Origin of the sequence: Amycolatopsis regifaucium, from assembly GCF_001613935.1 — a bacterium.
Classification (GTDB): Bacteria; Actinomycetota; Actinomycetes; order Mycobacteriales; family Pseudonocardiaceae; genus Amycolatopsis; species Amycolatopsis regifaucium.
The window spans coordinates 220610-246681 of record NZ_LQCI01000009.1 but is presented as its reverse complement, the minus strand read 5'-3'; the positions used below and the strand labels follow the sequence as shown (position 1 = coordinate 246681).

The 26072-nt window shown below is 69.3% G+C and carries 27 protein-coding genes; 11 read left to right on the top strand and 16 right to left on the bottom strand.

The window, feature by feature from the left end:
- Positions 1-2724, top strand: a complete 2724-nt coding sequence (locus AVL48_RS11055) for an AbfB domain-containing protein (protein WP_061982575.1) — start codon at positions 1-3, stop codon at positions 2722-2724.
- 187 nt (positions 2725-2911) lie between these two features.
- Positions 2912-3661, top strand: a complete 750-nt coding sequence (locus AVL48_RS11050; protein WP_061982576.1) for a LysR family substrate-binding domain-containing protein — start codon at positions 2912-2914, stop codon at positions 3659-3661.
- Here AVL48_RS11050 and AVL48_RS11045 read toward each other — a convergent pair.
- Both AVL48_RS11045 and AVL48_RS11040 read right to left on the bottom strand, forming a co-directional pair.
- Entirely contained in the window at positions 3658-4008 is a 351-nt protein-coding gene (locus AVL48_RS11045) for a DUF5997 family protein (protein ID WP_208616268.1), read from the bottom strand. The two genes, AVL48_RS11050 and AVL48_RS11045, sit on opposite strands and share 4 nt — an antisense overlap.
- Positions 4009-4096: 88 nt before the next feature.
- Positions 4097-4591, bottom strand: coding sequence for a hypothetical protein (locus AVL48_RS11040; RefSeq protein WP_061982578.1), 495 nt, complete (start codon positions 4589-4591; stop codon positions 4097-4099).
- A 230-nt stretch (positions 4592-4821) separates the two neighbouring features.
- Between AVL48_RS11040 and AVL48_RS11035 the strand changes: the two genes are divergently transcribed.
- Complete coding sequence (locus AVL48_RS11035) at positions 4822-5970, top strand: serine hydrolase domain-containing protein (RefSeq protein WP_061982579.1); 1149 nt, start codon at positions 4822-4824, stop codon at positions 5968-5970.
- 61 nt (positions 5971-6031) lie between these two features.
- On the opposite strand, the gene AVL48_RS11030 is transcribed toward AVL48_RS11035, so the two are convergent.
- The 9 genes from AVL48_RS11030 to pdhA all read right to left on the bottom strand — a co-directional run bounded on the left by AVL48_RS11030 (position 6032) and on the right by pdhA (position 15619).
- Complete coding sequence (locus AVL48_RS11030; protein WP_061982580.1) at positions 6032-6781, bottom strand: isocitrate lyase/PEP mutase family protein; 750 nt, start codon at positions 6779-6781, stop codon at positions 6032-6034.
- Entirely contained in the window at positions 6778-8193 is a 1416-nt protein-coding gene (locus tag AVL48_RS11025) for an MFS transporter (protein WP_061982581.1), read from the bottom strand. Before AVL48_RS11025 ends, AVL48_RS11030 begins: the two co-directional genes overlap by 4 nt.
- Before the next feature lie 71 nt (positions 8194-8264).
- The gene (locus tag AVL48_RS11020) at positions 8265-9284 is read right to left on the bottom strand and encodes a sigma-70 family RNA polymerase sigma factor (RefSeq protein ID WP_061982582.1); all 1020 of its coding nucleotides are present in this window, start codon (positions 9282-9284) and stop codon (positions 8265-8267) included.
- A 563-nt stretch (positions 9285-9847) separates the two neighbouring features.
- On the bottom strand, positions 9848-10615 hold the full coding sequence (locus AVL48_RS11015) for a PE-PPE domain-containing protein (protein ID WP_061982583.1): 768 nt from the start codon (positions 10613-10615) through the stop codon (positions 9848-9850).
- A 75-nt stretch (positions 10616-10690) separates the two neighbouring features.
- Entirely contained in the window at positions 10691-11041 is a 351-nt protein-coding gene (locus AVL48_RS39515; RefSeq protein WP_061982584.1) for a VOC family protein, read from the bottom strand.
- Positions 10974-12263 (bottom strand): MFS transporter, encoded by a 1290-nt coding sequence (locus tag AVL48_RS11005; RefSeq protein WP_082857611.1) that lies wholly within the window; start codon positions 12261-12263, stop codon positions 10974-10976. The genes AVL48_RS39515 and AVL48_RS11005 overlap by 68 nt, the downstream gene beginning before the upstream one ends.
- Positions 12264-12343: 80 nt before the next feature.
- Positions 12344-13531 (bottom strand): dihydrolipoamide acetyltransferase family protein, encoded by a 1188-nt coding sequence (locus AVL48_RS11000; RefSeq protein ID WP_061982585.1) that lies wholly within the window; start codon positions 13529-13531, stop codon positions 12344-12346.
- Positions 13524-14522 (bottom strand): alpha-ketoacid dehydrogenase subunit beta, encoded by a 999-nt coding sequence (locus AVL48_RS10995; protein WP_061982586.1) that lies wholly within the window; start codon positions 14520-14522, stop codon positions 13524-13526. The genes AVL48_RS11000 and AVL48_RS10995 overlap by 8 nt, the downstream gene beginning before the upstream one ends.
- A complete protein-coding gene (gene pdhA, locus AVL48_RS10990; protein WP_061982587.1) occupies positions 14522-15619 on the bottom strand; it encodes a pyruvate dehydrogenase (acetyl-transferring) E1 component subunit alpha in 1098 nt (365 codons plus the stop codon). The genes AVL48_RS10995 and pdhA overlap by 1 nt, the downstream gene beginning before the upstream one ends.
- A gap of 135 nt (positions 15620-15754) precedes the next feature.
- On the opposite strand from pdhA, the gene AVL48_RS10985 reads away from it, so the two are divergent.
- Together AVL48_RS10985 and AVL48_RS10980 are read left to right on the top strand one after the other, a co-directional pair.
- Positions 15755-16234 (top strand): Lrp/AsnC family transcriptional regulator, encoded by a 480-nt coding sequence (locus tag AVL48_RS10985; protein ID WP_061982588.1) that lies wholly within the window; start codon positions 15755-15757, stop codon positions 16232-16234.
- A 139-nt stretch (positions 16235-16373) separates the two neighbouring features.
- Positions 16374-16832, top strand: a complete 459-nt coding sequence (locus tag AVL48_RS10980) for a hypothetical protein (RefSeq protein WP_061982589.1) — start codon at positions 16374-16376, stop codon at positions 16830-16832.
- On the opposite strand, the gene AVL48_RS10975 is transcribed toward AVL48_RS10980, so the two are convergent.
- The gene (locus AVL48_RS10975; protein WP_061982590.1) at positions 16789-17970 is read right to left on the bottom strand and encodes an ROK family transcriptional regulator; all 1182 of its coding nucleotides are present in this window, start codon (positions 17968-17970) and stop codon (positions 16789-16791) included. The two genes, AVL48_RS10980 and AVL48_RS10975, sit on opposite strands and share 44 nt — an antisense overlap.
- A gap of 96 nt (positions 17971-18066) precedes the next feature.
- Between AVL48_RS10975 and xylA the strand changes: the two genes are divergently transcribed.
- Complete coding sequence (gene xylA / locus AVL48_RS10970) at positions 18067-19236, top strand: xylose isomerase (protein WP_061982591.1); 1170 nt, start codon at positions 18067-18069, stop codon at positions 19234-19236.
- 84 nt (positions 19237-19320) lie between these two features.
- Here the strand turns inward: xylA and AVL48_RS10965 are convergent, their stop codons facing one another.
- Positions 19321-20076: a thioesterase II family protein gene (locus tag AVL48_RS10965; RefSeq protein WP_061982592.1), complete on the bottom strand. Its 756-nt coding sequence runs from the start codon at positions 20074-20076 to the stop codon at positions 19321-19323.
- A gap of 167 nt (positions 20077-20243) precedes the next feature.
- Between AVL48_RS10965 and AVL48_RS10960 the strand changes: the two genes are divergently transcribed.
- Positions 20244-20633 carry a hypothetical protein gene (locus AVL48_RS10960; protein ID WP_061982593.1) on the top strand — a complete coding sequence of 130 codons (390 nt, stop codon included), beginning with the start codon at positions 20244-20246 and terminating at the stop codon, positions 20631-20633.
- Between the two features lie 5 nt (positions 20634-20638).
- On the opposite strand, the gene AVL48_RS10955 is transcribed toward AVL48_RS10960, so the two are convergent.
- Positions 20639-21505, bottom strand: coding sequence for an alpha/beta fold hydrolase (locus AVL48_RS10955; RefSeq protein WP_061982594.1), 867 nt, complete (start codon positions 21503-21505; stop codon positions 20639-20641).
- A 58-nt stretch (positions 21506-21563) separates the two neighbouring features.
- Here AVL48_RS10955 and AVL48_RS10950 point away from each other — a divergent pair, with 58 nt between their 5' ends.
- Together AVL48_RS10950 and AVL48_RS10945 are read left to right on the top strand one after the other, a co-directional pair.
- Positions 21564-22403, top strand: a complete 840-nt coding sequence (locus AVL48_RS10950) for a helix-turn-helix domain-containing protein (protein ID WP_061982595.1) — start codon at positions 21564-21566, stop codon at positions 22401-22403.
- On the top strand, positions 22400-23257 hold the full coding sequence (locus tag AVL48_RS10945) for a fructosamine kinase family protein (RefSeq protein WP_061982596.1): 858 nt from the start codon (positions 22400-22402) through the stop codon (positions 23255-23257). Before AVL48_RS10950 ends, AVL48_RS10945 begins: the two co-directional genes overlap by 4 nt.
- Position 23258: 1 nt before the next feature.
- Here the strand turns inward: AVL48_RS10945 and AVL48_RS10940 are convergent, their stop codons facing one another.
- Entirely contained in the window at positions 23259-23936 is a 678-nt protein-coding gene (locus AVL48_RS10940; protein ID WP_061982597.1) for a TetR/AcrR family transcriptional regulator, read from the bottom strand.
- Between the two features lie 92 nt (positions 23937-24028).
- On the opposite strand from AVL48_RS10940, the gene AVL48_RS10935 reads away from it, so the two are divergent.
- Positions 24029-24754, top strand: coding sequence for an SDR family oxidoreductase (locus tag AVL48_RS10935; protein ID WP_061982598.1), 726 nt, complete (start codon positions 24029-24031; stop codon positions 24752-24754).
- A gap of 2 nt (positions 24755-24756) precedes the next feature.
- On the opposite strand, the gene AVL48_RS10930 is transcribed toward AVL48_RS10935, so the two are convergent.
- Entirely contained in the window at positions 24757-25494 is a 738-nt protein-coding gene (locus AVL48_RS10930) for an RDD family protein (protein WP_061982599.1), read from the bottom strand.
- Between AVL48_RS10930 and AVL48_RS10925 the strand changes: the two genes are divergently transcribed.
- A complete protein-coding gene (locus AVL48_RS10925; RefSeq protein ID WP_244162561.1) occupies positions 25488-26021 on the top strand; it encodes a hypothetical protein in 534 nt (177 codons plus the stop codon). The genes AVL48_RS10930 and AVL48_RS10925 overlap by 7 nt on opposite strands.
- Positions 26022-26072: the final 51 nt, after the last annotated feature.

The following is a 26072-nucleotide window of genomic DNA, read 5'->3' as shown; positions in this document are numbered from 1 at the left end:
ATGCACCGAAGAACGGCGCGCGTCCTGAGTGTCGTGGCCGGCCTGCTCGCCGCCGCCACGACACTCGTTCCCGTCGCCCAAGCCGCTCCCGTCCCGCTCCCCACCCCGTGGACGGATCAGGTCTCGCCGTCGAACGCGCTGCCGGAGTACCCGCGCCCGCAGCTGGTGCGTTCGGAATGGCTCAACCTCAACGGAACCTGGGGGTTCACCGGAGCGCCGGACCTGAACTCGCCGCCGATCGGCAGACCGCTGAGCGAGAACGTCCTCGTGCCCTACCCCATCGAGTCGATGCTGTCGGGGATCAAACGGCATGAGGACAACATGTTCTACCGCCGTACCTTCACCATTCCGTCCACATGGGACGGACGCCGGGTGAAGCTCAACTTCGGCGCGGTCACCTGGGAGACCAGGGTCTGGGTCAACGGGACGTCGATCGGGAGCCACACCGGCGGCTTCGACGCCTTCTCGTTCGACATCACCCCGGCGCTGAAGGCGGGGGAGAACGAGATCGTCGTCGGCGTCGCGTCGCCGGTCGACGGCAGCCGGTACCCGGTCGGGAAGCAGCGGAAGACCCCCGAAAGCATCTTCTACACGGCGGCGTCGGGGATCTGGCAGACCGTCTGGCTGGAACCGGTCCGCGTCGAGCACGTCACCCGGCTCGACACCACACCCGACGTCCCCGGTGGCGCGCTCGACCTCGTCGTCCAGGGCACTCCCGGGCAGCAGGCGACCGCGGAAGTCCTTTCGGGTGGTCAATTGGTCGGCACCGCGAGCGGGGCGGTGGGCTCGCACATCCGGGTCCCCGTACCGAACGCGCGGCTGTGGTCGCCGGACGACCCGTTCCTCTACGACCTGCGGGTACGGCTGCCGGGCGGCGACGTCGTCACGGGTTACTTCGGGATGCGGTCGCTGGGCAAGGCGATGGTGGGCGGCGTGATGCGCCCGCTGCTCAACGGCAAGTTCGTCTTCCAGCTGGGCACGTTGGACCAGGGCTACTGGCCGGACGGCATCTACACCGCGCCGACCGACGAGGCGCTGCGGTTCGACCTCGAACGGCAGAAGGCACTGGGCTTCAACATGGTCCGCAAGCACATCAAAGTGGAGCCCGCGCGGTGGTTCTACCACGCCGATCGGCTCGGGCTGATGGTCTGGCAGGACATGCCCGCACTGAACTCGGTCGACGAAGTCCCGAACGGACACGCGAACTACGAAGCCGAACTGCGGCGGATGATCGAACAGCACAAGGGCATCACGTCGATCGTGCAGTGGGTGCCGTTCAACGAAGGCTGGGGAGAATACGACGCCGGGCGCATCGTGGACCTGGTCCGCTCGATCGACGACACGCGGCTGATCAACCACAATTCCGGATCGAACTGCTGCGTGTCCGATCCGGATCCGGGCAACGGTGACGTGATCGACGACCACGCCTACCAGGTCTCCACCGGGACGAGACCGCCGGACGCGCGGCGGATCGCGGTACTGGGCGAGTACGGCGGCCTCGGCAGACGCGTGACCGGACACGAATGGGAGCCCGGCAAGGGCTTCGCGTACGGCGCGCTGTACCCGGACGAGACGTCGCTGACGAACCGGTACGTGGAGATCACCGCACAGGTCGGGCGGTTCGTGCACGGGCGCGGGCTTTCCGCATCGGTCTACACCGAGCCCTACGACGTCGAGAACGAGGTCAACGGTTTCTACACCTACGACCGCCGCGTACTGAAGATGACCGAGGCGCGGGTGCGCGAGATCAACCAGAGGGTGCTCGCCATCGCCAAGGGCACGGAGGTGGGCCGGGGCGAACTCGTGTCGCTGCGGGTCACCACCGCCGGGTACACCGACCGCTACCTGCGGCACCGGGACGACTTCGTCAGGACCGATGTTCTGAGTGAGGGCAGCGCGGACGTCGGCAAGAAGGACGCGACGTTCTGGGCCCGGCCGGGTCTCGCGGACGCGTCGTGCCTGTCGTTCGAATCGCGGAACTATCCCGGGCACTTCCTGCGGCACGCGTCGTCACGGATCCGCAAGGACCCGAACGACGGTTCGGCCTTGTTCGCCGCGGACGCCACGTTCTGCGCGCGGGAGGGTGTGGGCGGTACGGCGCTGGAGTCGTTCAACCAGCGCGGCGCGTACATCCGTCACTACGCCGAGACCGTTTATCTCGCGCGCAGCGGCGGGGCGAACCCATGGGACACCCCGGTGAGCTTCGCGACGGACACGACGTGGGCGGCCTCGGTCCCGCAGTGGCGCAGCGGCGCCGACCTGCCGCTGGACCAGGCGCGCTCGTTCCGGGTGACCACGCCGGGCTTCACCGACCGCTACCTGCGGCACCGTGACGGCCTCGCGCGGACGGACGTGGTGAACGCGTCGAGCGCGGCGCTGCTGAAGGCGGACGCTACCTTCGTCGTGCGGCGCGGCCTCGCGGATCCGTCGTGCTACTCGCTGGAGGCGCGGAACTATCCGGGCCAGTTCCTGCGGCACGCGGACTTCCGGGTCCGTCTCGGCGGGAACGACAACACCGACCTGTTCCGGAAGGACGCGACATTCTGCGCCCAGCCGGGGGCCGGTGGAGTGCGGCTGGCGTCGGTCAACGAACTGGGCACGAACATGCGGCACTACGCCGAGGAGGTCTTCGTCGCGACCAGCGGCGGTGGCCACCCGTTCGACAACCCGGTGTCGTACGACCAGGACGTGACCTGGGCGGTCTCGGCGGCCTGGGCTCCGTAACTCCGCTCGTGAGGGGTAATGGCGGTTAGCAAGCAAAGCCGCAGGTCCCGTGAAGGCCTCCTTGCCTACCCTGAAGGTAGGGAAGGGGCCCTTCACCACCGGCCGCTGGCCGCCAGACCCGATTGCCGCTAAGACCGTCACCACCGGCCCCGGAGGGCTCCTTCGATACTCCCGGTAACCTTGCCCCATGACCGGCCCGGACGTACCTCTCTCCTTCAAGCTCGCGTACGTCCCCGGCGTGACGCCCTCGAAGTGGGTCCGGATCTGGAACGAGCGGTCGCCCGGCGTCCCGCTCGACCTCGTCCAGACGACCACCGCCGAAGCCGCCGCGCTGGTCCGCGACCGCGAGGTGGACGCCGTCCTGCTGCGGCTCCCGATCGATCGCACCGGCCTGCACGCGATCCCGCTCTACACCGAGACCACGGTCGTCGTCGTCCCCAAGGATCATCTGGTCGCGGCCGCGGACGAGGTCTCCGTCGACGACATCTGCGACGAGGTCGTGCTGCACCCGCTCGACGACACCCTGGACTGGGAGCGGCCGCCGGGGAAACCCGCGCTGGACCGCCCGGCGACGACGGCGGACGCCATCGAGCTGGTCGCCGCCGGGGTCGGCCTCCTCGTCGTCCCGCAGTCCCTCGCGCGGCTGCATCACCGCCGCGACCTGACCTATCGCCCGATTTCCGGCACGCCCGAATCCGGCGTCGCGTTGTCGTGGCCGGAGGACGGGACCACCGATCTGATGGAACAGTTCATCGGGATCGTCCGGGGCCGGACGGTCAACAGCACCCGGGGGCGGCAGCAGACCCCGGAAAAGCAGTCGCAGGAGAAGCAGAAGCAGGCCCCGGCGAAGAGCAAGCGCCCCCAGACCGCCGGCCGGAAGCCGCAGCCTGGGAAGCGCGGAGCTCCCAAAGGCGGGAAGCGTCGCCGGCGCGGCTAGCTCTCGCTACGAGCGGCCTTGACGCGTGCCTCTTCCTTGCGGACCTCGGCGTGGGTCTCGCGCTCCCGCTTCAGCCAATCCGGGGCGGCGGTCTTGATCTCTTCGATCTGCTCGGTGGTGAGGGCCTCGGTGATCCCGCCTCGCGCCAGGCCACTGATGGAAATGCCCAGCTTCGCCGCGATGACCGGACGCGGATGCGGCCCGTTGCGGCGCAGCTCGCGCAGCCACTCGGGCGGCTCGGCCTGCAACGCGTTCAGTTCGTCGCGGGAGACGACACCCTCCTGGAACTCCGCCGGGGTGGCCTCCAGGTAAACACCCAGCTTCTTCGCCGCTGTCGCGGGCTTCATCGTTTGGGGGGTCTTGTGCGACGTCATTGCCTCAGGGTAACGCCCTGTGATCAGGCGCCCTTCGCGGGCAGCGTGACGACGCCGGCGCTTAGAGGTAGTCGAAGAACCGATCCCACCACGACGGTGGCCGGTCCGGGGGATAGAGAGTGTCGAAACCACTGATCCCGGTGTACTTGGTCCAGAGCGGATGCTCGGAGACGGGCAGGTAGCCGAGTGCTTCCAGCTCCTCTTCGATCCGTATTCGGTCCACCGCGGGGAAGAACTGTCGTTCTTCGTCCTCGTCGTAACTGCCCGGATTTCCCAGCGTCACCGCGACGAGGCCGCCGAAGTTGCTGACCGTGACGGTCAGATGGTCCGGTGCCGAGGTCGCGCTCGTCGGGATCACGATCCTGCCGAGGTGACTGGCGTCCTGAACGTGGCGGTCGACGTCGCAGACGCAGTCGAAACGTCTACCGAGCCGTTCGGCGAGTTGCTCGAACCGGGCCCGTTCGGCGGGTCGGTCGAAGTCGTGCGGCACCTCCCAATGGCCGGGTTCGTCGAGCTCGCGCAGCATCGCCCAGGTCTGCTGCTCGTCGAGGGGCATCGTCGCCTCCCGGCCTCAGGTGGTCTAGTCCACTTACCGAACTGAACCTTAACCAGCCGGATCCCGCGCGGACAATGGTGGGACGAATTCTGGACCGAAAAAGTTTTCCCGGGACCCGTGAAGGAGGGGTAGCGCCAGCGCTACCCGGAATCCGGTAGCCCGCACTCCTGATCTTCGCGCCTGAATCGACCATCGTCGTTCGTGTTGATCCGGTCGAGGAAGGAGCGCGAATGACGGGCAAGACCAAGGTAGGCAAGGGCGTTGTCGTCCTGACGGTGGCGGGGCTGCTGGGTACGGCGTGGACCACCGCGGCGGAGGCGGCCCCGCCCCGGGGATCCGAGCTGCGGAAGAGTCTCGACGCATTGGTGAGCAAGGAGAAGTTCCCCGCGGCGCTGGCGTCGGTGACCGATCGGGGCCGTACGACGTCGCTGGTCGCGGGGTCCTCGCGGATCGACCGTCAGGTCCCCGTCCCGCGCGACGGTTCGGTCCGGGCGGGCAGCAACACCAAGACGTTCACCGCGGTCGCCGTCCTGCAGCTGGTGGCGGAGGGCAAGGTGGAACTGGACGCGCCGATCGAGAAATACCTGCCGGGACTCGTGCGCGGCGAGGGCATCGACGCCACCAAGATCACCGTCCGGCAGCTGCTGCAGCACACCAGCGGGCTCCCGGACTACACCGAGCACCTCGGGGTCGAGGAGTTCGAGAAGATCCGGCACAGGTTCTTCCAGCCACACGATCTGCTCGCCGCGGCACTGGCCCATCCGGCGAAATTCGCCCCCGGCACCAAATGGGCGTACAGCAACACGGGATATCTGCTGGCGGGCATGGTGATCGAGAAGGTGACCGGACGGCCCGTGCAGGAACAGATCACCGAACGCGTCATCAGGAAGGCGGGCCTGGAACACACCTATTGGCCGCAGGTCGGCGACCAGACCATCCAAGGGCGGCACCCGCAGGGCTACGCGATCGGCAGTGCCATCACCGGCAAGGTGGTCGACGCGACCGAACTCGACCCATCCTGGGGCGGTGCCGCCGGGCAGCTGATCTCGACGCCGAGCGACCTCGCCGAGTTCTTCCGCATCCTGCTCGACGGCAAGTTGCTCGCACCCCGGCAGCTGGCCGAGATGCGGAAGACGGTGGACGCCCCGCTGTTCCCGGGGTCGCGCTACGGTCTCGGCCTGATGAGCAATCCGTTGAGCTGCGGCGGCGTGTACTGGGGCCACGGCGGGGACATCCACGGGTTCGAGACGCGCGGCGGGGCCACCGAGGACGGCCGGACAGTAGGACTCGCGGTGACCGCGATGCCGGGAACCTTCGGTGACGCCGAGCGTGGCTCCGCGGCCGTGATGGCCACGGTGGACACCGCGTTCTGCAAGTGACCGTCAGGGTCGTGGGTGCCAATGAGCGTGCTGACCCTCATCGGCACTCACGACCACTCACTCAGCCCTCCAGCTTCTCGATGGCTGCCTTGAACCCCGCCAGAGCCGCGCGATAGAAGCGTGGGCCGTAGGAAACCCGTGCCACGCCGACTTCCCGAAGCGCGACCAGGTTCAGTTCTTCGCCGACATTGCCGTTGACCGGACACGCGAGTTCGGTGACCAGCGCCGCGATATCGTCCCGACGTCGCACGCCGATCGGGTACACGCAGTCGGCACCGGCCTCGCGGTAGAGCCTGCCCCGACGGACGGCCTCGGCGAGCCTGTCCGGCTCCGGGACCCCTCGGTCACCCAGGAACACGTCGACCCGGGCGTTGACGACGATCGGGACGCCCGCGTCGGTCGCCGCGGCGCGGATGTCCGCGAGCCGCTGGGCGTGCTCGTCCGCGTCGGCCAATCCGCCCGACCGGTGATCGGTGTCCTCGAGGTTGCAGCCGACGGCACCGGTCTCCAGCAACCGGTCCACGAATTCCCTCGGTGCCAGGCCGTAACCCGCCTCCGCGTCCACGGTGACCGGCAGGGAGACCGCGGCGGCGACCCGGCCCGCCGCCGCGAACATCTCCCGCCACGGCGCGCCTTCGCCGTCGGGGTAGCCGAGCATCGCCGAGACGGCGGCACTGGCGGTGGCGATCGCGGGGAAGCCCGCCTCCGCCACGACCTCGGCGCTCGCCGCGTCCCAGACGTTGGGCAGCACGAGCATTTCCCCGCTGTGCAAGGCGCGGAGCGTTTCGGCTCGGGCGTTCAGGTCGGTCATCGGTTTCCTCCTCGATCGGTACCGGACAGGGCGGGTGCCCGCGGTGCTTCGGCCGGTCGCCTGCCCGGTATGCCCAGGGCGACCAGCATGCCGGTGAAGGCGAAGGCGACGACAGTGCCCATCGCCGCGGTGAAACCGCCACCGAATTCCTCTGGTGACACGTGGCTCCCGGCGCCGGTGAAGACGGCGACCGCCACCGCCACGCCGAACACCCCGCCGAAGATCCGCAACATCATGAACGCGCCGGACGCCTGCCCGATTTCGGGCGGCCGCACGGCACCGACGACCGAGCGCTGCGCGGCGGGCATGGCCGAGGTGATGCCGACACCGCTGACGATCAGCCCGGGCAGCAGGGTCGCGTAGCTCGTGCCCGGTCCGGCGACCAGGACGATCCAGCCCATGCCGATGGTCTGAAGCAGCAGCCCGGCGGCCACGAACGTGCGCGCGCTGTACTTGTCGGCCAGTTTGCCCGCGATGGGAGCACAGATCATCAGGGTCGCGGTCCACGGCATGAGCCGCAGCCCCGCCTCGAACGGCCCGAACCCCTGCGCGGTCTGGAAGTACTGCGGCAGGAAGAACAACGTGCCGTACAGCGAAGCGAAGACACAGAAGTTCGCCGCGTTGGCCGTGGAAAAGGCCCTCAGCCGGAAGAACCGCATCGGCAGCATCGGCGCTTCGCTGTGGCGTTCCCAGAACACGAAGGCGATCACCAGTACGACGCCGAGCGTCAGTGCGCCGAGGACCTCGGCACTGCCCCAGCCGGCGAGGTTCCCCCGGACCAGACCCCACACGATGCCGAGCGAGCCCAGCGTCATCAGGACGACGCCGCCCTGGTCCAACCGGCTGTTCGGGCCGGCGCTCTCGTCGACGCGCCGAAGCGTCAGCAGGACGGCGGCCACGCCGATCGGCAGATTGAGCCAGAAGATCCACTGCCAGGCCAATCCCTCGGCGATCACCCCGCCGATGAACGGACCGCTGAACGTCGCCAGCCCAGTGAGCCCCAGGTAGAGCCCCATCGCCTTGCCTCGCCGTTCGGGCGGGAAGATCGCGCTGATCAGGGTGAGTGACAACGGAAGCACCATCGCCGCGCCGACGCCCTGCACCGTGCGCGCGACGATGAGGGTGCCGATGTCCGTCGACATCGCGCAACCCACCGAGGCGAGCGTGAACACCGTGAGGCCGGTGACGAACATGCGACGGCGGCCGAACCGGTCACCGAGTGCCGCCCCGGTCAACAGCAGGACCGCGAAACTCAGGTTGTAGGCGTTGACGGTCCATTCGAGTTGTTCGATCGAGGCCGAGAGATCCCGGCGGATCGTGGGCAGCGCCGTCGTCACGACCTGGCTGTCCAGCGCCATCATGAACGACGCCAGTGAGGCGAGCGCCAGCACCCACGCCTGTTTGGGGGTCAAGATTTCTCCTTGGTTTTCGGGCATGACGAGGTACACGCCCGTCGGGGCGTGGCCATGGCGGGTGGGAAAAGTCAGTCGCGCAGCGAGCGGGGAAGCCCGAAGACCGCGAGCAGCGAGTTGTCGAGGAACCGGGTCACCGCGGTGATCCGGTCGCCCGCGAGTTCCAGCACGAGCACGCCGTGCGCGTGGCAGATCGGCGTCCTCGGATCGCGGACGTAGCAGCCGAAGGCGGGCTGGCCATTCGCGCGGGTCGGGATCAGCGAGTACCGGCGATCGTCGCGAAGCGCGACGGTCGCCAGGAAGTGCCCGACCGCCTCCGGGCCTTGGTATTCCAGGGGGAGCGGCGGCATGGTCAGCCAGGCGTCGTCGGTCAGCAGCGCCACGATGGCCTCGACGTCGCCGGTCTCGAAGGCGCGGGCGAACTCGTCGACGATCCGGCGTTCCCGGGGTGAATCCGGCAGGGGAGCGGTCTCCCGCCCGCCGCCCGGTATCTCTTTGGCCAGCGCCGTCCGCGCCCGGTTCAACGCACTGGTCACGGCGTTCTCGGTGGTGTCGAGCATCCTCGCCACCTCGGCGGCGCGGAACCCGAGGACATCCCGCAACACGAGGACGGCCCGCTGTTTGTGCGGCAATTGCTGGAGCGCCGCCAGGAACGCGAGTGAGATCGACTCCCTGGTCTCATAGCGTGCCTCCGGGCCGGGCAGCTGATCGGCGATCTCGTCGAGCAAGAGGTCGGGGTAGGGCTCCAACCAGCTCGGCTCCGGGCGGCGGCGCGACGGCTCTGGCAACGGGACCTCCGGCCGGTAAGCCGCGTGGTCGTGCGGGCGGCGGCCGCCCGCACGCAGCGCGTTGAGGCAGCGGTTGGTCGCGATCCGGTACAGCCAGGTGCGCACGGACGCGCGCTCTTCGTACGCGTCGATCCCGCGCCACGCGGCCAGTAGCGTCTCCTGCAGCAGATCCTCGGCGTCCTGTACGGAGCCCAGGATGCGATAGCAGTGCACCTGCAGCTCACGGCGGTACGGCGCGACGAGGTCGCGGAACGCCGCGCCGTCACCGGTCTTCGCCAGGGTCAGCAGTTCGTCCGCCCGCATGCCCGGCTCCTTCCTCCTGATGGTGTCTCTCGAAGAAGGTGGACACCGCCGCCGCCGGAAACTGGTCGGTCCTCGCCCAGTTTCCTCCGGATCCGCGCAAAACCCGGATGTGCTCCACCTCGCGGTGGCTACATTCGCCACGAATCATCCCGGCGAGGAAGGACAGGACAGCGCGTGCTCCCAACGCCGTCGTCGTCCCCTCGGCTCGGTACGAGGTGTCCTCGTGTCTCCGCGCATCCGGTGCCTGCCGCGCGGCTAGCACCGGCCCTTCCGGCGTTCGCCTGAATCGCGCCGTCGGAGTTTCCGGAGTTCGTCCCGCAAGGCCTGGCTCGGCGGACATCCGGTGACCGGCGTCCGGGGCACGCCGACCGACGGGCCACCCACTCGAACGACTCGTTGGAGACGGCGTTCCGGACGGCCGGACGGTTCGCGCTCCGTGACGCGTTGCGTGCCGGTGCGATGACCGGATCGACACCGGCCCGCCCACGACATTGTGAGCGGGCCGGCGCCCGAACCGCTGTCACCCGGTGATCGGGCACCGGGTGACAGCCGTCTTCACCCGATCACACCGAAGGCCACGGGGGACGGCAGTTCTGCCGCGGCAACGCGTGCGAACCGTTGGTGTACACGCCGTCCGCGATCGTGTCCGCCATGATCGAGCGGTGATCGGTGGGACGGGCCCACTGGTAACACTGGTGCTGGGCGAAATATCCGCCCGGCGCTTCGATGGTGTCGAAGTGGCAGACACCGTCGGTCTCGATGCAGTAGCGGATGAACGGGATACCGCCGAAATCGGTGCGTCCCGGCCCGAACGACACGTAGCCGCCGAACGGTGACGGCGCCCCTGTCCCCGGCGGGAGTACCGCGCTGATCCCGCGCCCCGGCGGACCGACGGGCTGCATCGGGTCGGCGAAGATCTTCGCGCTGAACCGCGACTTGTCCACGCCCAGTTTCCCGTCGGCGATGTCGTTCAGCACCAGGTTCGCGACCAGCGCGCCCTGCGAGTAGCCGACGACGGTGAACTCCGCACCCGGGTTCTCGCCGAAGGAGCTCTGGACCACACGACGGGCTTCTTCATGCCCCCGTGCGACGCTCTGGTCCATCGGCGTCTGGTCGCAGTTGGGCGCGCCGGCGGCCCCGGCCGGGTAGTGGACCACCTTCCGGATCCCGCCCCGCAACCAGGCGTCGTTGTACACGGTAGCGGCGCCGTCGCAGGTGCCGCCGATGAGGATGTAGTAATGCGCCTGGTCGGCCTGGGCCGGCGGCGCGGTGACGCCGATCAGCCCGGCGGCCAGCGCGGCCGCCGCCAGGACCCCCCTGAGTTTCTTCATTCATCATCCCTTTCGTTCGATTACGGTGCGTGTTCGAACGCTAGGGAAGCGTCGTGAAATTCTGATGAAACGGGCTCAGCGATGGGCCAGCACATTGATCACGTGCCCCTCGGGGTCACGCATGAAGAATCGCCGCACCCCCCATGGTTCGTCGGTCAGTTCGTGCACGATCTCGGCGCCTGCCGCCTTCGCTTCCTCGTACGCCGCATCGACGTCGTCGACCTGGATCGACGCGGCCGGGACGACGGGCGCCGTCTCGTCGTGGGTCATCAGGCTCAGCTGGACGTCGGGCCGGTCCGGATCGGCCAGCGTCACGATCCACCCGTGATCCATCACCACTTCGAAGCCGAGCACTCGCTCATAGAACGTTTTCGTCTGTTCGAGCGACTTCGTTTCGAGGTCGGTGACCACTCTCTTGATCGTCATGCGCCGATACTGGCACACCCCTCCGACGGTTTCGGGGGAGCAGGAGCGGCGTCGCGAGCATGAGCGCCCCGGCGATCCCGACCGCGGCGCGCGGGCCGGTGAACGCGGCGAGCAGTCCCCACAGCGCGGTCAACCCCGCGGTGGTGAGCTTGCCGGCGATCGACCAGGCCGACAGTGTGCGCGCCGCGCGGTCGAGGGGCACCTGTTCGAGCCTGGTGGTGGCGAGCACCGGGTTGAACACACCGATACAGGTGATCAGACAGAGTTCGACGACGATGACAAGGATCATCCCCGGCACACCGGGCTGGATGAGGACCAGTCCGACCGGCCAGCAGACCCGCAGCCAACCGGCGACGAAGAGGACACGGCTCCGGCCGTACCGGGCGACCACGCTCCGAGAGAGTCGTGCCCCGATCAACCCGCCGAGACAGGGCACGGCGAAGGCGACCGCGTACTCCCACGGCGCGAAGCCGAGTTGCCCGAGCATCAGGACGGCCATCAGCGGAGCGGTCGCCATGATGAGGCCGTTGACCACGATCGTGTTGACGAACAAGGGCCGTAGCAACGGATGGGTGAGGATGAACCGCCACCCTTCCCGCAGATCGCGACCGGTCAACCGGTGGCCTTCCGGCCGCGCGGGTGGCGGTTCCGAGCCGCCGACCGCACGGATCCCGAGCGCCGAGAGCAGGTAGCTGACCGCGTCGGCGGCGATCGTGATCACCGGCCCGAACAGGCCGACGGCGAACCCGCCGAGCGGCGGGCCGAGCACGGTCGCCGTCCAGGTCGTCGATTCGAACCGGGCGTTCGCGACCAGCAGATCCTCGGGCGCCAGCAGCGTTTTCAGGAAAGCGCCGCCGGCGGCCAGGAACGTGATGTCGGCCGCCGCGACGACGACCGAAACGGCGAGAAGCTGGCCGAAGCCGAGCAGCCCCAGCGTGTACGCCGCCGGGACGGTCAGCAGCGCCACGCAGCGGAGGAGGTCCATCGCGATCATGACCGGCCGTTTGCGACGGAACTCGACCCAGGGGCCGAGCGGCAGCGCGACCAAGGCGCCCACGACGAGACCGGCTGCCGCCAGCAGCGAGACCTCGGTGGTGCCCGCGCCCAGTGCCACGATGGCGATCAGGCTGAACGCGTCGAACGCGAACCTGGTGCCGAAAGCGCTCGCCGCGTACGCCGCCCAAAGCCATCCGAATCGTCGCCCCAGCGACCTGCCGCCCATTCGCGTGATCAAAGCAAGCCGCGGCCCGGAAGTCGAACAACGACTCGTGGGTGGCCCACAACCGGGAGTTGTGAAAGTCGCTACAGATCTCCGAGGGCGGTGACCGGTGACTCGACGCAGTCGGCGACGAACCGCAGGAAGCCGCCGGCCGTGCCGCCATCGCACACCCGATGATCGAACGCCAGTGTCAGTTCGCAGATCTTCCTGGGAACGAGTGCGCCGTCGACCACCCAGGCGCGGTCGATGATCCGGCCGATGCCGAGGATCGCCGCCTCCGGGTGATTGATGATCGCGGCGGAGCCGTCCACCCCGAACACGCCGTAGTTGTTGACCGTGAACGTGCCGCCCGCCGGGCTGGGTTTGCCTTCCCGTGCCTGGGTGGTCCGTTCGCGGATCGCCGCCGAAAGCTCCCTTGTGGACAGCGAACCGGCATCGCGCACGACCGGCACGACGAGACCGCGCTCGGTTTGCGCCGCGAAACCGAGGTTGATTTCGCGTAACTGCACGATTTCGTCGCCCTCGACGCGCGAGTTCAGCTCGGGGTACTTCCGCAGCCCCGCGACGGCGAACCGGGCGATGAGGCCGAGAAGACTCACGGGACGATCCGGCGCCGAGGCGTTGAGCGACTTCCGTGCCGCGACGAGTCCGGTCGCGTCGACGTCGACCCAGACCGTTGCCTCGGGGATCTGCCGCCGCGAGGCCGTCAGCTTGTCGGCGACCGCCTTGCGGACCCCGGTCAGCGGGATCCGTTTCTCGCCGTCCCTCTGCTCGGGGACGGCGGTGAGCGCGGCCTCGACGTCGGCGCGCCGGATGATGCCACCCGGCCCGCTGCCGGTCAGCTTCGTCAGGTCGATTTTGTGGTCCGCGGCCATCTTGCGGACGAACGGCGAGATCACACCCGGCGTCTTCGACGGCTTCTCGGGAGTGGCGCCGACGGTGCGCGTCCGGCGGCGTCTCGTCGTCGTGGTCGTGCCGTAGCCGATGAGGACGTTGCCGCTGCCTTCGCTCGCGGTCGTGACGCCGGGTTCGGTGAAGCCAGGGCCGATGCTGAGCAGGGGAGCGCCGACCGGCAGCGATTGGCCCGGTTCGCCGTGGAGACGGGTGACCACGCCGGCGAACGGTACCGGCACCTCGACGGCGGCCTTCGCGGTCTCGACCTCGACGACGGGCTGGTCGACGCCGACGGTGTCGCCCTCCGCGACCAGCCAGTTCACGATCGACGCCTCGGTCAGCCCTTCGCCGAGGTCCGGGAGCAGGAAGTCAGGCACCGGCCACCACCGGTTCGTCGTGCCATTGCAGCCGGGCGATGGTGTCCAGGATCCGGTCGACGTCCGGAAGCTGATGACGTTCCAGTTTCGGTGGCGGATAGGGGATGTCGAGCCCGGTGACGCGCAGGACGGGCGCGTGCAACCGGTGGAAGCACTGTTCGGTGACGCGGGCGACCACCTCGGCGCCGTAGCCGCCGAACCCGGCGGCCTCGTGGACCACGACCGCGCGCCCGGTGCGGCGCACCGAAGCGCTGACGGTCTCGTCGTCGAACGGGTTCAGGGACCTGAGATCGACCACCTCGACGTCCCAGCCCTCGGCGGTCGCCGCCTCCGCGGTCTCCAGCGCGGTGGCGACCATCGGGCCGTACGCGAGCAGCGTGACGTCTTTGCCGGCACGGCGGACGACCGCGCGGTCCATCGGGGCCTTGCCGCGGGTGAAGGACACGGCTTCCTTCGCCCAGTAGCGGCATTTGGGTTCGAGGAAGATCACCGGGTCCGGTGAGTCGATCGCGTCGCGAAGGAGGTCGTAGGCGTCCTGCGGCGTGCCCGGCGTGACGACCCGCAGGCCGGGCGTGTGGGTGTAGTAGGCCTCGCTCGAATCGCAGTGGTGCTCGACGCCGCCAATCCCGCCCGCGTAGGGGATCCGGATGACCATCGGCAGGGAAAGCGCGCCGCGAGTACGGTTCCGCAGCTTCGCCACATGTGAGGTGATCTGCTCGAAAGCGGGGTAGGCGAAGGCGTCGAACTGCATTTCGACGACCGGGCGGAAGCCGCCCATCGCCATCCCGACCGCGAAGCCGACGATGCCGGCTTCGGCCAGGGGCGTGTCGAAGCAGCGTTCCTCGCCGAAGTCGGCGGTGATGCCGTCGGTCACGCGGAAGACGCCGCCGAGCGGGCCGACGTCCTCACCGAAGATGAGCACGCGGTCGTCGTCTTTGACGGCGTCGCGCAGGGCGGCGTTGAGCGCCTGGGCCATCGAGATCTCGTTCATCAGGCCTCCACTGCTTCGAGTTCGGCGGCGACCTGGGCGCGCTGGGCGATCAGGTGGCGGGTCGGCTCGGCGTAAACGTGCTCGAACAACGAAAGCGGGTCCGGTTCGACGTCGGCGTTGAGCGTGTCGCGCACTCCCGCGGCGAAGGTCTCGGCTTCGGCGCGGAACCGGTCGATGTCCTCTTCGGACAGCAGGTTCTCGTTCGTCAGGTAGGTCTCCAGGCGGCGGACCGGGTCGGCGGCGCGCCACTTCTCGACCTCGGCCGCGTCGCGGTAGCGGGTGGCGTCGTCGGCGTTGGTGTGCGCGTCGATCCGATAGGTGTGCGCCTCGACCAGGACCGGCCCACGACCGGAACGCGCGTGCGCGACGGCGTCGTCCAGCACCGACAGCACCGCGAGGGCGTCGTTGCCGTCGACCTGTTCGGACCGGACGCCGTAGCCGACGCCCTTGTAGGCCAGCGCGGGCGCGGCGCTCTGCTTCTCGAACGGCACCGAGATCGCGAAGCCGTTGTTCTGCACGAAGAAGACGACCGGGGCCTTGAACACGGCCGCGAAGTTGAGTGCCTCGTGGAAGTCACCCTCGCTCGTGGCGCCGTCGCCGATCAGCGCGAACGCGACGGCGTCCTCACCACGGCGCCGCATGGCGTGCGCGAGCCCGGCCGCGTGCAGGGTCTGGGTGGCCAATGGCGTGCACTGCGGCGCGACCCGGGTCGCGGTGGGGTCGTAGCCGCAGTGCGCGTCACCGCGAAGCAGCGTCAGGACCTCGCCCGGGTCGAGCCCGCGGGCGACCAACGCGACCGAATCGCGGTAGGTGGGGAAGAGCCAGTCGGCGTCGGAGAGGGCGAGCGCGCTCGCGACCTGGCAGGCCTCCTGACCGGCGCTGGACGGGTAGACCGCGAGACGGCCCTGCTTGGTCAGCGCGGTCGCCTGTACGTCGAACCGGCGCCCGAGCACCATCAGCCGATAGGCCTCGACAAGCCGATCGGCGGGCGGCTCCGAGTAGCCACTGTGCTCGTCGACGCGTGTGCCGTCCTCGGCGAGGAAACGTACCGGGACTTCGGACGGCAGCAACGCGGGGGCAGGGGCCTCCCGCGACATGGCGCAACACCACCTTTCACAGACATATGATGCTGAGATCGTGGTTTCTGGTGTCCCCGTGTTCAAGAGGCAGGCGAAATGAGCGACAAACTGTCCACAGGATCGGTTCAGTCGAGCCAAGCGTCCACGAGTGGCGTGGCTCACGGGCCGGATCCGGGACGAACGGTCCTTGCCCTCGATGACATCGACCGCGCCATCCTCGCCGTACTGTCCGCCGACGGCAGGCTCGCCGTCCGCGCCCTGGCGGAACGGCTGCACATCTCGCGCACCAACGCCTACGCGAGACTCGAGCGGCTGATGTCCGAAGGCGTGATCACCGGCTTCGGCGCGAAGATCGACCCGCGGCGGGCCGGGCTCGGGACGAGCGCGTACATCCTGATCACCGTCGAGCAGACGTCGTGGCGCACGATGTCGGCGGAGTTGCGGGAGATCCCGTACGTCGAGCACGTGTCGCTGGTCGGAGGCGACTTCGACATCCTGCTGCTGGTGCGGACGCCGGACAACGCGTCACTGCGGGACGTCGTCCTGGAACGGCTTCAGGCACTGGACGGCGTCCGGTCCACCCGAACCTGGCTGATCTTCGAAGAGCAGCCCGGCTTGGCGCCGCGCATTTAGTCCTCTAAATGCGTTCTGCGGGGCACCGGCGCTCGCCGCTTCGGGCCCATTCGGGTGATAACGGTTCGGCATTCGATGTATCCGGCGCCAACCCCATTGACACCTCCCTACGATCGCGGCGACCGGGTGGAGGGATGCGATGACGGTGGAGAGCGCGGGGCAGGACTACCTGACGCGGCAGGTCGGGGCGTTGCTCCAGGCGATTCGCGAGGAGGGGCCCGTCGGCGAGGGCAGACGCAGTTTCCGGCTCGCCGGACATCTCGCCGCGGAGGGCGGGTTCCACCTCGGCGACATCCTCGCGGCGACGGCGCAGCTGCTGGCGGTCCACGCGTGGAACAACGGCTACCTCGCCGCGGCGGAACTGCTGACGCGCCGGATGCGGGACTTCGGTGAGTCTGCCGAGCTGGTGCAGCACCTCGTGCGACTGGAAACGGGCTGCGAGCAAGGCTGGCTTCCGCGCGAGGACCGCGAAGCCCTCATCGCCTACGCGCGTCGAGCTGAGCGTCCCGACATCGAGCAGCGGGCGCGGGCGATCGAGCCGTTGCTGCCCGGGCTCACCGGGCCCGAGCGTCCTGATCAGATGGCCAATGAGTCGTGAGATAGTGCTCGGGATCCGCGAGGATGCCGCGGATGACCGAGCCGGCCGCGCCGCGTACGGCGGCTCCCGTGCCGAGCGCCGAACGGATGACGCGCACCGGCGACCAAGCCGTGCTGGGCACGCGGCGTTTCAATTCGGCGAGGAGTGGCTCACGCAGCCAAGGCTCGAGTCGCGCGTAGGTTCCGCCTAGCACCACCGCCGGGACGTCCATCAGGTTGACCACGGTGGACAGTCCGATGCCGAGATGTCCCGCGGCGGTGGTGACGGCGGCGCCGGCCGCGTCGTCTCCGGACTCCAGCGCGGAGATCAGGTCGTCGACCGTCTCCGCGCCCGCGAGCCGCAGGATCTCCTCCTGTCCGGCCATCCGTTCCAGGCAACCGTTCGCGCCGCAGGAGCACGGCGGACCGTCGGGAGCCACCGGGAGATGGCCGATCTCGCCACCCGCGCCGCGCACCCCCTCGAACAGGGCACGATCGAGCACGATGCCCGCGCCGATCCCGATCTCGCCGGACACGTGGACGAAATCCGGCAACGCCGTGCCGTGCCAGAGTTCGGCGAGTGCGGCGAAGTTGGCTTCGTTGGCGACGGTGAAGGTCTCGCCGAGCCGATCCGCGAGGTCGACGTCGCGCCAGCCCAGGTTGGGGGCGAGACGCACGAGCCCGCCGGCGGACTCGACCACTCCCGGCACCGCGATGCCGACGCCTCCGACAGGTACGCCGAGCACCTCCGCCTGCTCGCGTGCCTTACGCAGAAACGCCGACACACGTTGGAAAACCCGCGGAGTCCGGTTGTCGGCGTACCGGACCTCCTCCGCCCGGACGGTGCCGGTCAAGTCGACCAGGCAGGACGCCAGGTAGTCGACGCCGATCTCGATTCCGAGCCCGTGCGGCCCGGTGGGGGACAGGGAGACGACGGTGCCGCGCCGCCCTGGGCCGACGCGTCGCTCCGGTTCGCCTTCGGCCACGAGATCCGCGGCGATCAGGCGGTCGACCACGCTCGACACCGTGGCCTTCGTGAGTCCGGTGGTGGCGGAGAGGCCCGCCCGTGAGGCCCCCGGGCCGTCGGCGATCGCGCCGAGGACGAGGGCGGCGTTGTGCTGCCGCACAGTGTGCTGTCCCGCGGGGCGCGTGCCGATCATCGCGCGATTGTATTCGTTCGATGCCTGAACGAAAGCCTTGACCCGCCGGGGTGCGCGTCGATAAGTTCAGGCATCAAACTAATTGGTGGAGGCGAGATGACCCAGGCTCCGACGCGTGAGGACAAGTTCAGCTTCGGGCTGTGGACCGTGGGCTGGCAGGCGAACGACATGTTCGGTTCGGCCACGCGCGGCCCACTCGACCCGGTCGAGGCCGTGCACCGGCTGTCCGACCTGGGTGCCTGGGGGATCACTTTCCACGACGACGACCTCATCCCGTTCGGCTCGGGCGACGCGGAGCGCTCCCGGCACCTGAAGCGGTTCCAGGCCGCGCTCGCCGAAACCGGCCTCGTCGTCCCGATGGTGACCACGAACCTGTTCAGCCACCCCGTCTTCAAGGACGGCGGCCTGACCAGCAACGATCGTGACGTCCGCCGCTACGCCCTGCGGAAGGTGCTGCGGAACCTCGACCTCGCCGCCGAACTCGGCGCGTCGACGTTCGTGCTCTGGGGCGGTCGCGAAGGCAGCGAGACCGACGCCGCGAAGGACGTCCGCGCGGCGATGGACCGCTACCGCGAAGGCATCGACTTCCTCGCGCAGTACGTCATCGACCAGGGTTACGGGCTCAGGCTCGCGCTGGAGCCGAAGCCGAACGAGCCGCGCGGCGACATCCTGCTGCCGACCGTCGGCCACGCGCTGGCGTTCATCTCGACACTGCAGAATCACGAGATCGTCGGCGTGAATCCGGAGGTCGGGCACGAGCAGATGGCCGGGCTCAACATTGTCCACGGCATCGGCCAGGCGCTGTGGCAGGGCAAACTGTTCCACATCGACCTCAACGGCCAGCGCGGCCCGCGGTTCGATCAGGACCTCGTCTTCGGCCACGGTGACGTCCTGTCGTCGTTCTTCCTCGTCGACCTGCTGGAGCACGGCGGCTACGACGGGCCGCGTCACTTCGACTACAAGCCGCTGCGCACGGAGAACATGGACGGGGTCTGGGCGAGCGCCGAGGCCAACATGGCCAGCTATCTGCTGTTCGCCGAACGCGCCCGCGCCTTCCGCGCCGACCCCGAGGTGCAGGCCGCGCTGGCGGACGCCCTCGTCCCGGAACTGGCGACGCCGACGCTCAACGAGGGCGAAACGGCCGCGGACCTGCTGGCCGACCGGTCGGCGTTCGAGGACTTCGATCCGGACAAGGCCGCGGAACGCGGTTACGGCTTCGTCCGCCTGTCCCAGCTGGCGCTCGAACACCTCACCGGGGCGCGCTGAGACGCGGCGGGTGACAAGTCCGTGAAGGCCTCCTTTCCTACCGTCAGAGTAGGAAAGGAGGCCTTCACGGCGTGGTGGACCGGATCAGGCGACTTCCGGCTCGACGTCGAGGAAGGCCGCTTCCAGTCGATGGATCCGAGCCCAGAACTCGGCCTCCCTGCCGGTTTCGAGCACCCCGAGATGCCCGCCGGGGACGACGCGGCCCACGAACGGACCGGACGTCCACACCCGCCAGCCGCCCGTGGCGTCGTCACCCGAAGCGAACGCGGGATCGTCGATGCCTCGCATCGCCGCGATCGGGCACGAAAGCCGGGTCCGCGCCGGCCCGCGGTAGGCGTTGAGCAACTGGAGGTCGCCGAGCAGCAGGTCCAGCGCGTATTCCCAGCGTTCCGGCGCATCGCGGTAGCCCGCGACCGGGGTGAGCCCGGTGCGGCCGAACACCCGCCCCATGGCCGAAGCGGCCGTCTTGGCGTGCATGTCCGGCGAGCGACGTTGCGGGGCACACGCGTCCGCGACGATGAACGCGCCGGGGGCGACGCCGAGACGCTGAGCCGTTTCCAAGGCGACGAAGGCGCCCATTCCGAAACCGATCACGACGGTGCGGGAGAACCAGTCGCGCGTCACCTCCTGCGCCAACTGCGCGCCGAGGTCTTCGAGGGACGTTGCGGGAGCCTCTGCGAGTTGATCCCCATGCCCGGGATATTCCACGCCCCAAACATCCGCCCGGGCCTGCCCGGCGAGCGGGCCGAACGCGCGGAGCGTGCCGCCCGCGGGCGGGAGCAGCAGGTAGCGCGCGCCGCGACTGTCTGCTGTGGACAGTGGGATGAGTGCGGTCGGCATGATCCGAAAGATACGCGTCATTCCCGGACGGGGTAACAGTTTGCGGTCGACCAAGATCAATTCACCCGGCCGGGGGAGGTATACGCGTCTTCGAGAACGGTCGCCCGGCCGTGTCGTATCTGGCGCCCCTCGTTCGACGTCTTGATAAGAGCCGGAAGGAGAAAGCGATGAACACCACGACACTGGCCTTGAACCCGCGGCCGAACCCGGTGAGCCGCGCCCTGCCGGTTCTGCTGGCGATGGAGGACGACGCGGAAGACGTCGGCCGCCTGGCTCCGGACGATCGCCTGACCTGCCACGTGCACGGCCGCTGGATCCACCAGTGCGTCGCCTCCCCACTGCACGTCAACCCGGTCACCCGGCACCGCTGGTGCCGCTCCTGCGCGACCGCGCTGACCGTTTCCGTCGACGAGCTGTCCGGTGCGGTCACGATGTCCTGCCCCCGCTGTGGCCGGGGCGAGAGCGCCGCGTCGACCCGGCTGATCGCCGCTTGCCGGGCCAGCCTGGCGGCGGCGCGCGGGCGCTCGGTGACCGCTTCGCGTCAAAGCGCGGCCTGAAGAAGCTACTCGGGGGCCGACCGGAGGATTCGTTCGACGATCAGGGCACGATCCTCCGGCCGTAGATAGAGGTAGTGCCCGGCGTCGGGCAGGACCTCGACGTCGGCGTGGGGGACCAGGTCCTTGAGTCGTCCGGCCGCCACGATGGAGTCGTGCACGACGCTGCGTGCGCCGAACAAGGCGAACACCGGCAGCTTGACCGACCGGAGTGCCTCCTCGGCCGGGCAGGTTTGAAAGGGCACTCGCGCCCGGTAGGACCTGATCCCGGCGAGGACGAGCTGAGCCGCGGGTTGATCGAGGACGTCCGCCCCCGCCGACCACTTCAGGAAGCCGCGCCACAGCCGATCGTTGTCGAGGATCGCGGCGACCGCGCCGTACCAGAACACCTTCCGGGTGAAGGGGGCCGAGACAGTGGTCGCGTCGAGCAGCCCGAGGGACGCGAGCCGTCCGGGGGCGTGGATCGCCTGGTTCACCGCGTGCCAGCCACCGGTCGAACCGCCGACGAGGTGCACCGAGGTCAGCCCCAGGCTTGCGAAGACGTCGTCGAGAGCGATCGCGCGGTCCCGGATGTCCTTGAACGGCCGGACCTGCACGCTTCGGCCCGCCTCGCCGAGCGTGTCGATCGCGTAGATCCGATGCCGTTCGGCCAGCGAGGGAATCAACGCCGCATAGCAGGCCGACGTCGCCATGAGACCAGGCAGGAGGGCGATCGGCGGGCCGTCACCGCCGTAGCGATAGACCCGGGTGGTGCCGTGCGGCGTCTCGACGTCGAGCACCGCGTCCGGTTCCGGGCACTCGGCGATGGCCCGGTCATAGGCGGCGTAATAGCGTTTTTCGACGGCCGGATTTCTGAATCCCCCGATTTTCGTCATGAGAAGAACGCTAGGTGGGAGCCCCGTTGCCGGTCTTGAACGAAAGTAAGATGGCGTGATGGGTGGCTGGAGCCTCGTGGTGCCGCGGCGGGAGATCCATCGCGCGCCGGGGGAGCGCCTTCTCCACCTGCCTCACCCCGCCATCGCCGCCCATGTCTCCAGTTATGTCGCGCACGACCTACCCGGCACTGGGCCGAATTCCTGGCAGGTCACCCCGTTGTCCGTGCTCACCTGGGTGATCGACTTCGAAGCCCCCGTCCGCCGTTCGGAGGCGGGCGGCGAGATCCCGGATTCGCCCGTGCTGGGATTGCGGGACCGGCCGCTGGTCGTGGAGCAGGCCGGGGTCTCGCGTGGCATCTCCGTCGCGCTGAGCCCGCTCGGCGCGGCCGCGTTGTTCGGGATTCCGTTGCGGGAGTTGACGAATTCGGTGGTCGCCGCGGCCGAGGTGATGCCGCCCGGATCGCTGACCGAACGGCTCGCGGAGACGGCGGACTGGCCGGAGCGGTTCCGGCTGCTGGACGAGTACCTGGTGGCGAGGCTGGCTCGTGGCCCGGCGTTGTCCGCGCCCGTCCGGTACGCCTGGGAGCGGCTGTCGGCGGGGCAGGTGCGCGTCGACGCGCTCGCGGACGAGATCGGCTGGAGCCGCCAGCACCTCAACGCCCGGTTCCGCGAGCAGATCGGGCTGAATCCCAAGACGGTCGGGCGGATCGCCCGGCTCAACCGGACGATGGCGCTGCTGAACCGGGAGCCGTCCCTGTCGTGGGCGGAGATCGCGTACCTGGGCGGCTACAGCGATCAAGCGCATCTGACCCGGGAGTTCCGGGCGTTGAGCGGATGCACGCCGACCGAGATCGGGAAACCGACCGGGTTGTTCGTCGCCGGTAGATTGCGGGCATGACCCGGGTTTCGACACCTGCCCAGGCGGCGACAAGAATCACCGGACGAGCCGTTGCCGAGCAGCACCGACTGGCGGGCGCGGTGACCGCGGTCGTACTGGACAGTGGTGACACCGTCGTCGTCAAACGTGGCCATGCCCCCGGCGCGGCGCTCGCGGAGGCCGCGGGACTGCGGTGGCTGGGTGAGGCGGGCGCGGTCCGGGTGCCCGAGGTCCGCGGCCACGACGACGAATGGCTGGTGACCGAACTGGTCGGTGGAGGACGTCCGACGCATCGCGCGGCGGAGCGGCTGGGGCGGGGACTGGCGGCGTTGCACGCGTCCGGCGCTCCCCGGTTCGGTTCGCCGCCGCCTGGTGGGCCGGTCGACGCGTGGATCGGACTGGCCAGGATGGAGAACGCGCCGGGGGAGGACTGGCCGCGGTGGTACGCCGAGTACCGGGTCCTGCCGTATGTCCGCCGAGCGGTCGACGAGGGCACGTTGGACGGCGACGAGGCCGCGGTGATCGAGCGGGCTTGTGCGCGGCTTCCGGCGGTGGCCGGACCGGCGGAACCGCCCGCCCGCCTGCACGGCGATCTGTGGAACGGCAATGTGCTGTGGGGCGCCGTCGAGGCTTCGCTCATCGACCCCGCCGCGCACGGCGGTCATCGCGAGACCGATCTGGCCATGCTGCGGCTGTTCGGGTGCCCGCTGCTGGACCGCGTGCTCGCCGCCTATCAGGAGATCGCGCCGCTCGCCGATGGCTGGACCGAGCGGACCGAGGCCCACCAGCTGTTCCCGCTGCTCGTGCACACCGTCCTCTTCGGACGGTCCTATGCCGGGCAGGCGGTCGCGGCCGCGAGGACGGTCGGCCGGTAGTTCACCGCGCGACGCGGTCGAGCCATTCGGCGAGCAACGCGCGCTCGGCCGGGGTCAGCGCGTCGCCGGGGTCCTTTTCCAGCGCGGCCTTGAGCGCGATCGCGCGGGAGGGGACGTCGGAATCGTCAGCGGCGGCGGTGTCGGTGGTGATGGTCGCGATGACGTGTTCTCGGGCGGCGGTGATCAGCCCGAGGTCGCGTCGCTCGGCCGGGCTCGCGATGAGCGAGAGGATCACCCCCATCCCGGTCGCGTGCACCAGTTGGGCGGCCCGCTCGACCGGCACGCGTAAGCGGCCGGCCTCGGCGATGCGTCCGACGATGCGGCGAAGGATCGCGTCCGCTTCCTTGCGTGCTTCACGGACCCGGGGCTCGCCGTACATGAGTAGGTAGAACGCGGGCTGGGAGAGGCCGAACTCGACGTGCAGGTCCCAGCCGCGCCGCAGGTCATCGATCGGATCCTCGGTCTCACCGAGGGCGTGCTTCCCGGCGAGGTAGCTCTCGAAGCCGTACGTGGCGACCGCGTCGAGCAGCCCGTCCTTGTCACCGAAGAGCCGGTAGAGCGTCGGGGCCTGCACTCCGGCGGCGGCGCTGACGGCGCGCGTCGACAGCGCGTCGCGCCCGCCTTCCAGCAGAAGCTCGGCCGCCGCGCGGACCAAGCGGTCTCTCGTCGTCAAAGTCACGAATCAACGATAACACCTGCATGGTAGCACTGGTTCGATATCAGTGATACTGTGAAAGTGTTATCAAAGGAAATAGCTGATAGGAGCACCACATGGCACGCGTAGCGATCGTCACCGGCGGGTCGCGGGGCATCGGCCGGGAGGCCGCCGAGCGGCTCGCGTCCGATGGATTCGCGGTCGTCGTCGGCTACGGCGGCAACAAGTACGAGGCGGGAGCGGCGGTCGCCGCGATCACCGCCGAAGGCGGCCAGGCGATCGCGGCGCAGGCCGACGTCGCCGACGAGAACGCCGTCGCGGCGATGTTCGACGCCGCGGAGAAGACCTTCGGCGGCATCGACGTCGTGGTCCACGCGGCCGGAGCCATGTACCTCGCGCCGGTGGCCGAACTGGACCTCGACCGGTTGGACCGGCTGCACCGCACCAACATCCGAGGCACTTTCGTGGTCGACCAGCAGGCCGCCCGCCGCGTCCGCGACGGCGGCGCGATCATCAACTTCTCCACTTCGGTACTCGGCCTGGCCCTGCCGGGATATGCCGCCTACGCGGCCACCAAGGGTGCGGTCGAGGCGATCACCCTGGTCCTCGCCCGTGAACTGCGTGGCCGCGACATCACCGTGAACGCGGTCGCCCCCGGCCCGACGGCCACGGCGCTCTTCCTCGACGGCAAGGACGAGGAGACCATCGCGCGCATGGCTGCCCAGCCGCCGCTCGAACGCCTCGGCGAGCCGTCCGACATCGCCGAGGTCGTCTCGTTCCTCGCCGGCCCGGCCCGCTGGGTGAACGGTCAGGTCCTCCGGGCCAACGGCGGCATCGTCTGACCTCACGGCCCCCGGTTCTGCTCGTCGTCGCGCCGTATCGCCTGGCGTCCGCGCTCGCGCATCTGCTGGAAGGTCGCCTGAGCCTGCTGGGAGAGCTGCTGGACCTGTGGTGCCTCCCAGGCTTGCCGGGCGAAGGTCATCCCGCCGTCCAAGGCCCGCTGCTGGAACTCCCGCGCCTGTCGTAGTTGTTCCGTCCAGGTCTTGGACACCACGACCGAACCGGTCTTCCGGTCGTGCCAACTGGTCTTGCCGTCCGGTGACATCCGCAGGAGACCGCATTCCACGGCCGAGAAGATCAGGAGCGCCGTCCCGGCGAGTCCGAGCAGCACACTGAACTGGAGGATAGCGGCGATCAGCAGTACCCAGCCGATTCCCGGCACGAGGACGGTGAGCGCGGAGCGGGCGCAGATCTGGCCGAGCGTGAGCCGTCCGCCGTCGGCGCGGCGCACCGTCAGCGTGAAGGCCGCCTTGCCCAGCGTGCGTCCCCAGGCGCGCACGAGGAGCACTTCGTACACCAGGATCAGCAGGACCTGAACGGTCAAGGTCAGGGCGATCAGCAGGACGACGTCGCTCCAGAGATCGGCGGCCTCGTCACCGGCGGCGTCCCCGAGGCCGCCCCATTCGCCGAACACGGCCTTGAAGAGTCCCTTGCCCGCCAAGGTGAAGCCGTGCTTGGTCGCCTCGGTCTGGATCTGTTGGGCCGTCAGGAACCACAGTGGCGAGGTGACCAGCCATGGCACCAGCCAGTCGATCCACCGCGCGCCCCAGCGGCGGGCCGATGTCGGCGACGGAACTCGCTTTCGGTGATCCCGTCCGGGAGCCCACGGCGGTGTCGCGTCGTTCGGCCTTCGGGCACCGGATTCTCCTGCTCCTGATCGGCGCGGTCACGGGTGTGCTGGTCGCGACCGCCGTCGCCGGAGTGTGGCCGTGGACGATCCTCACCTACGAGCCCGACCTGCGGGTCAACGTCGGACGGCCGAACCCCGCCGACGCGCTCGGGCCCTGCCCGCAGCGCAGCACCGACGTCCGTGACCACCGCGACGACACCGCCGGGTCGATCTGGTACCGCGAATGCGGCGACTACCTGGAGATCTGGGTGACCGACCATATGAAGGACGGCCGGTGCGTATGGGCGATCGTGCACTGGAGCAACGGCGTCGTCGACACATCGGAACGGGCCTGCCCCGCCGGCAAGATGGAGTTCTCGAAGATCGCCAAGTACGCGCCCGACTTCTGGATGGAACTCGTCGCCGTGAACACCGACTAGCCTTCACGGCCCTCCACCCACGAGTAGCAGCGATGCCCCCTCAGACCTCGC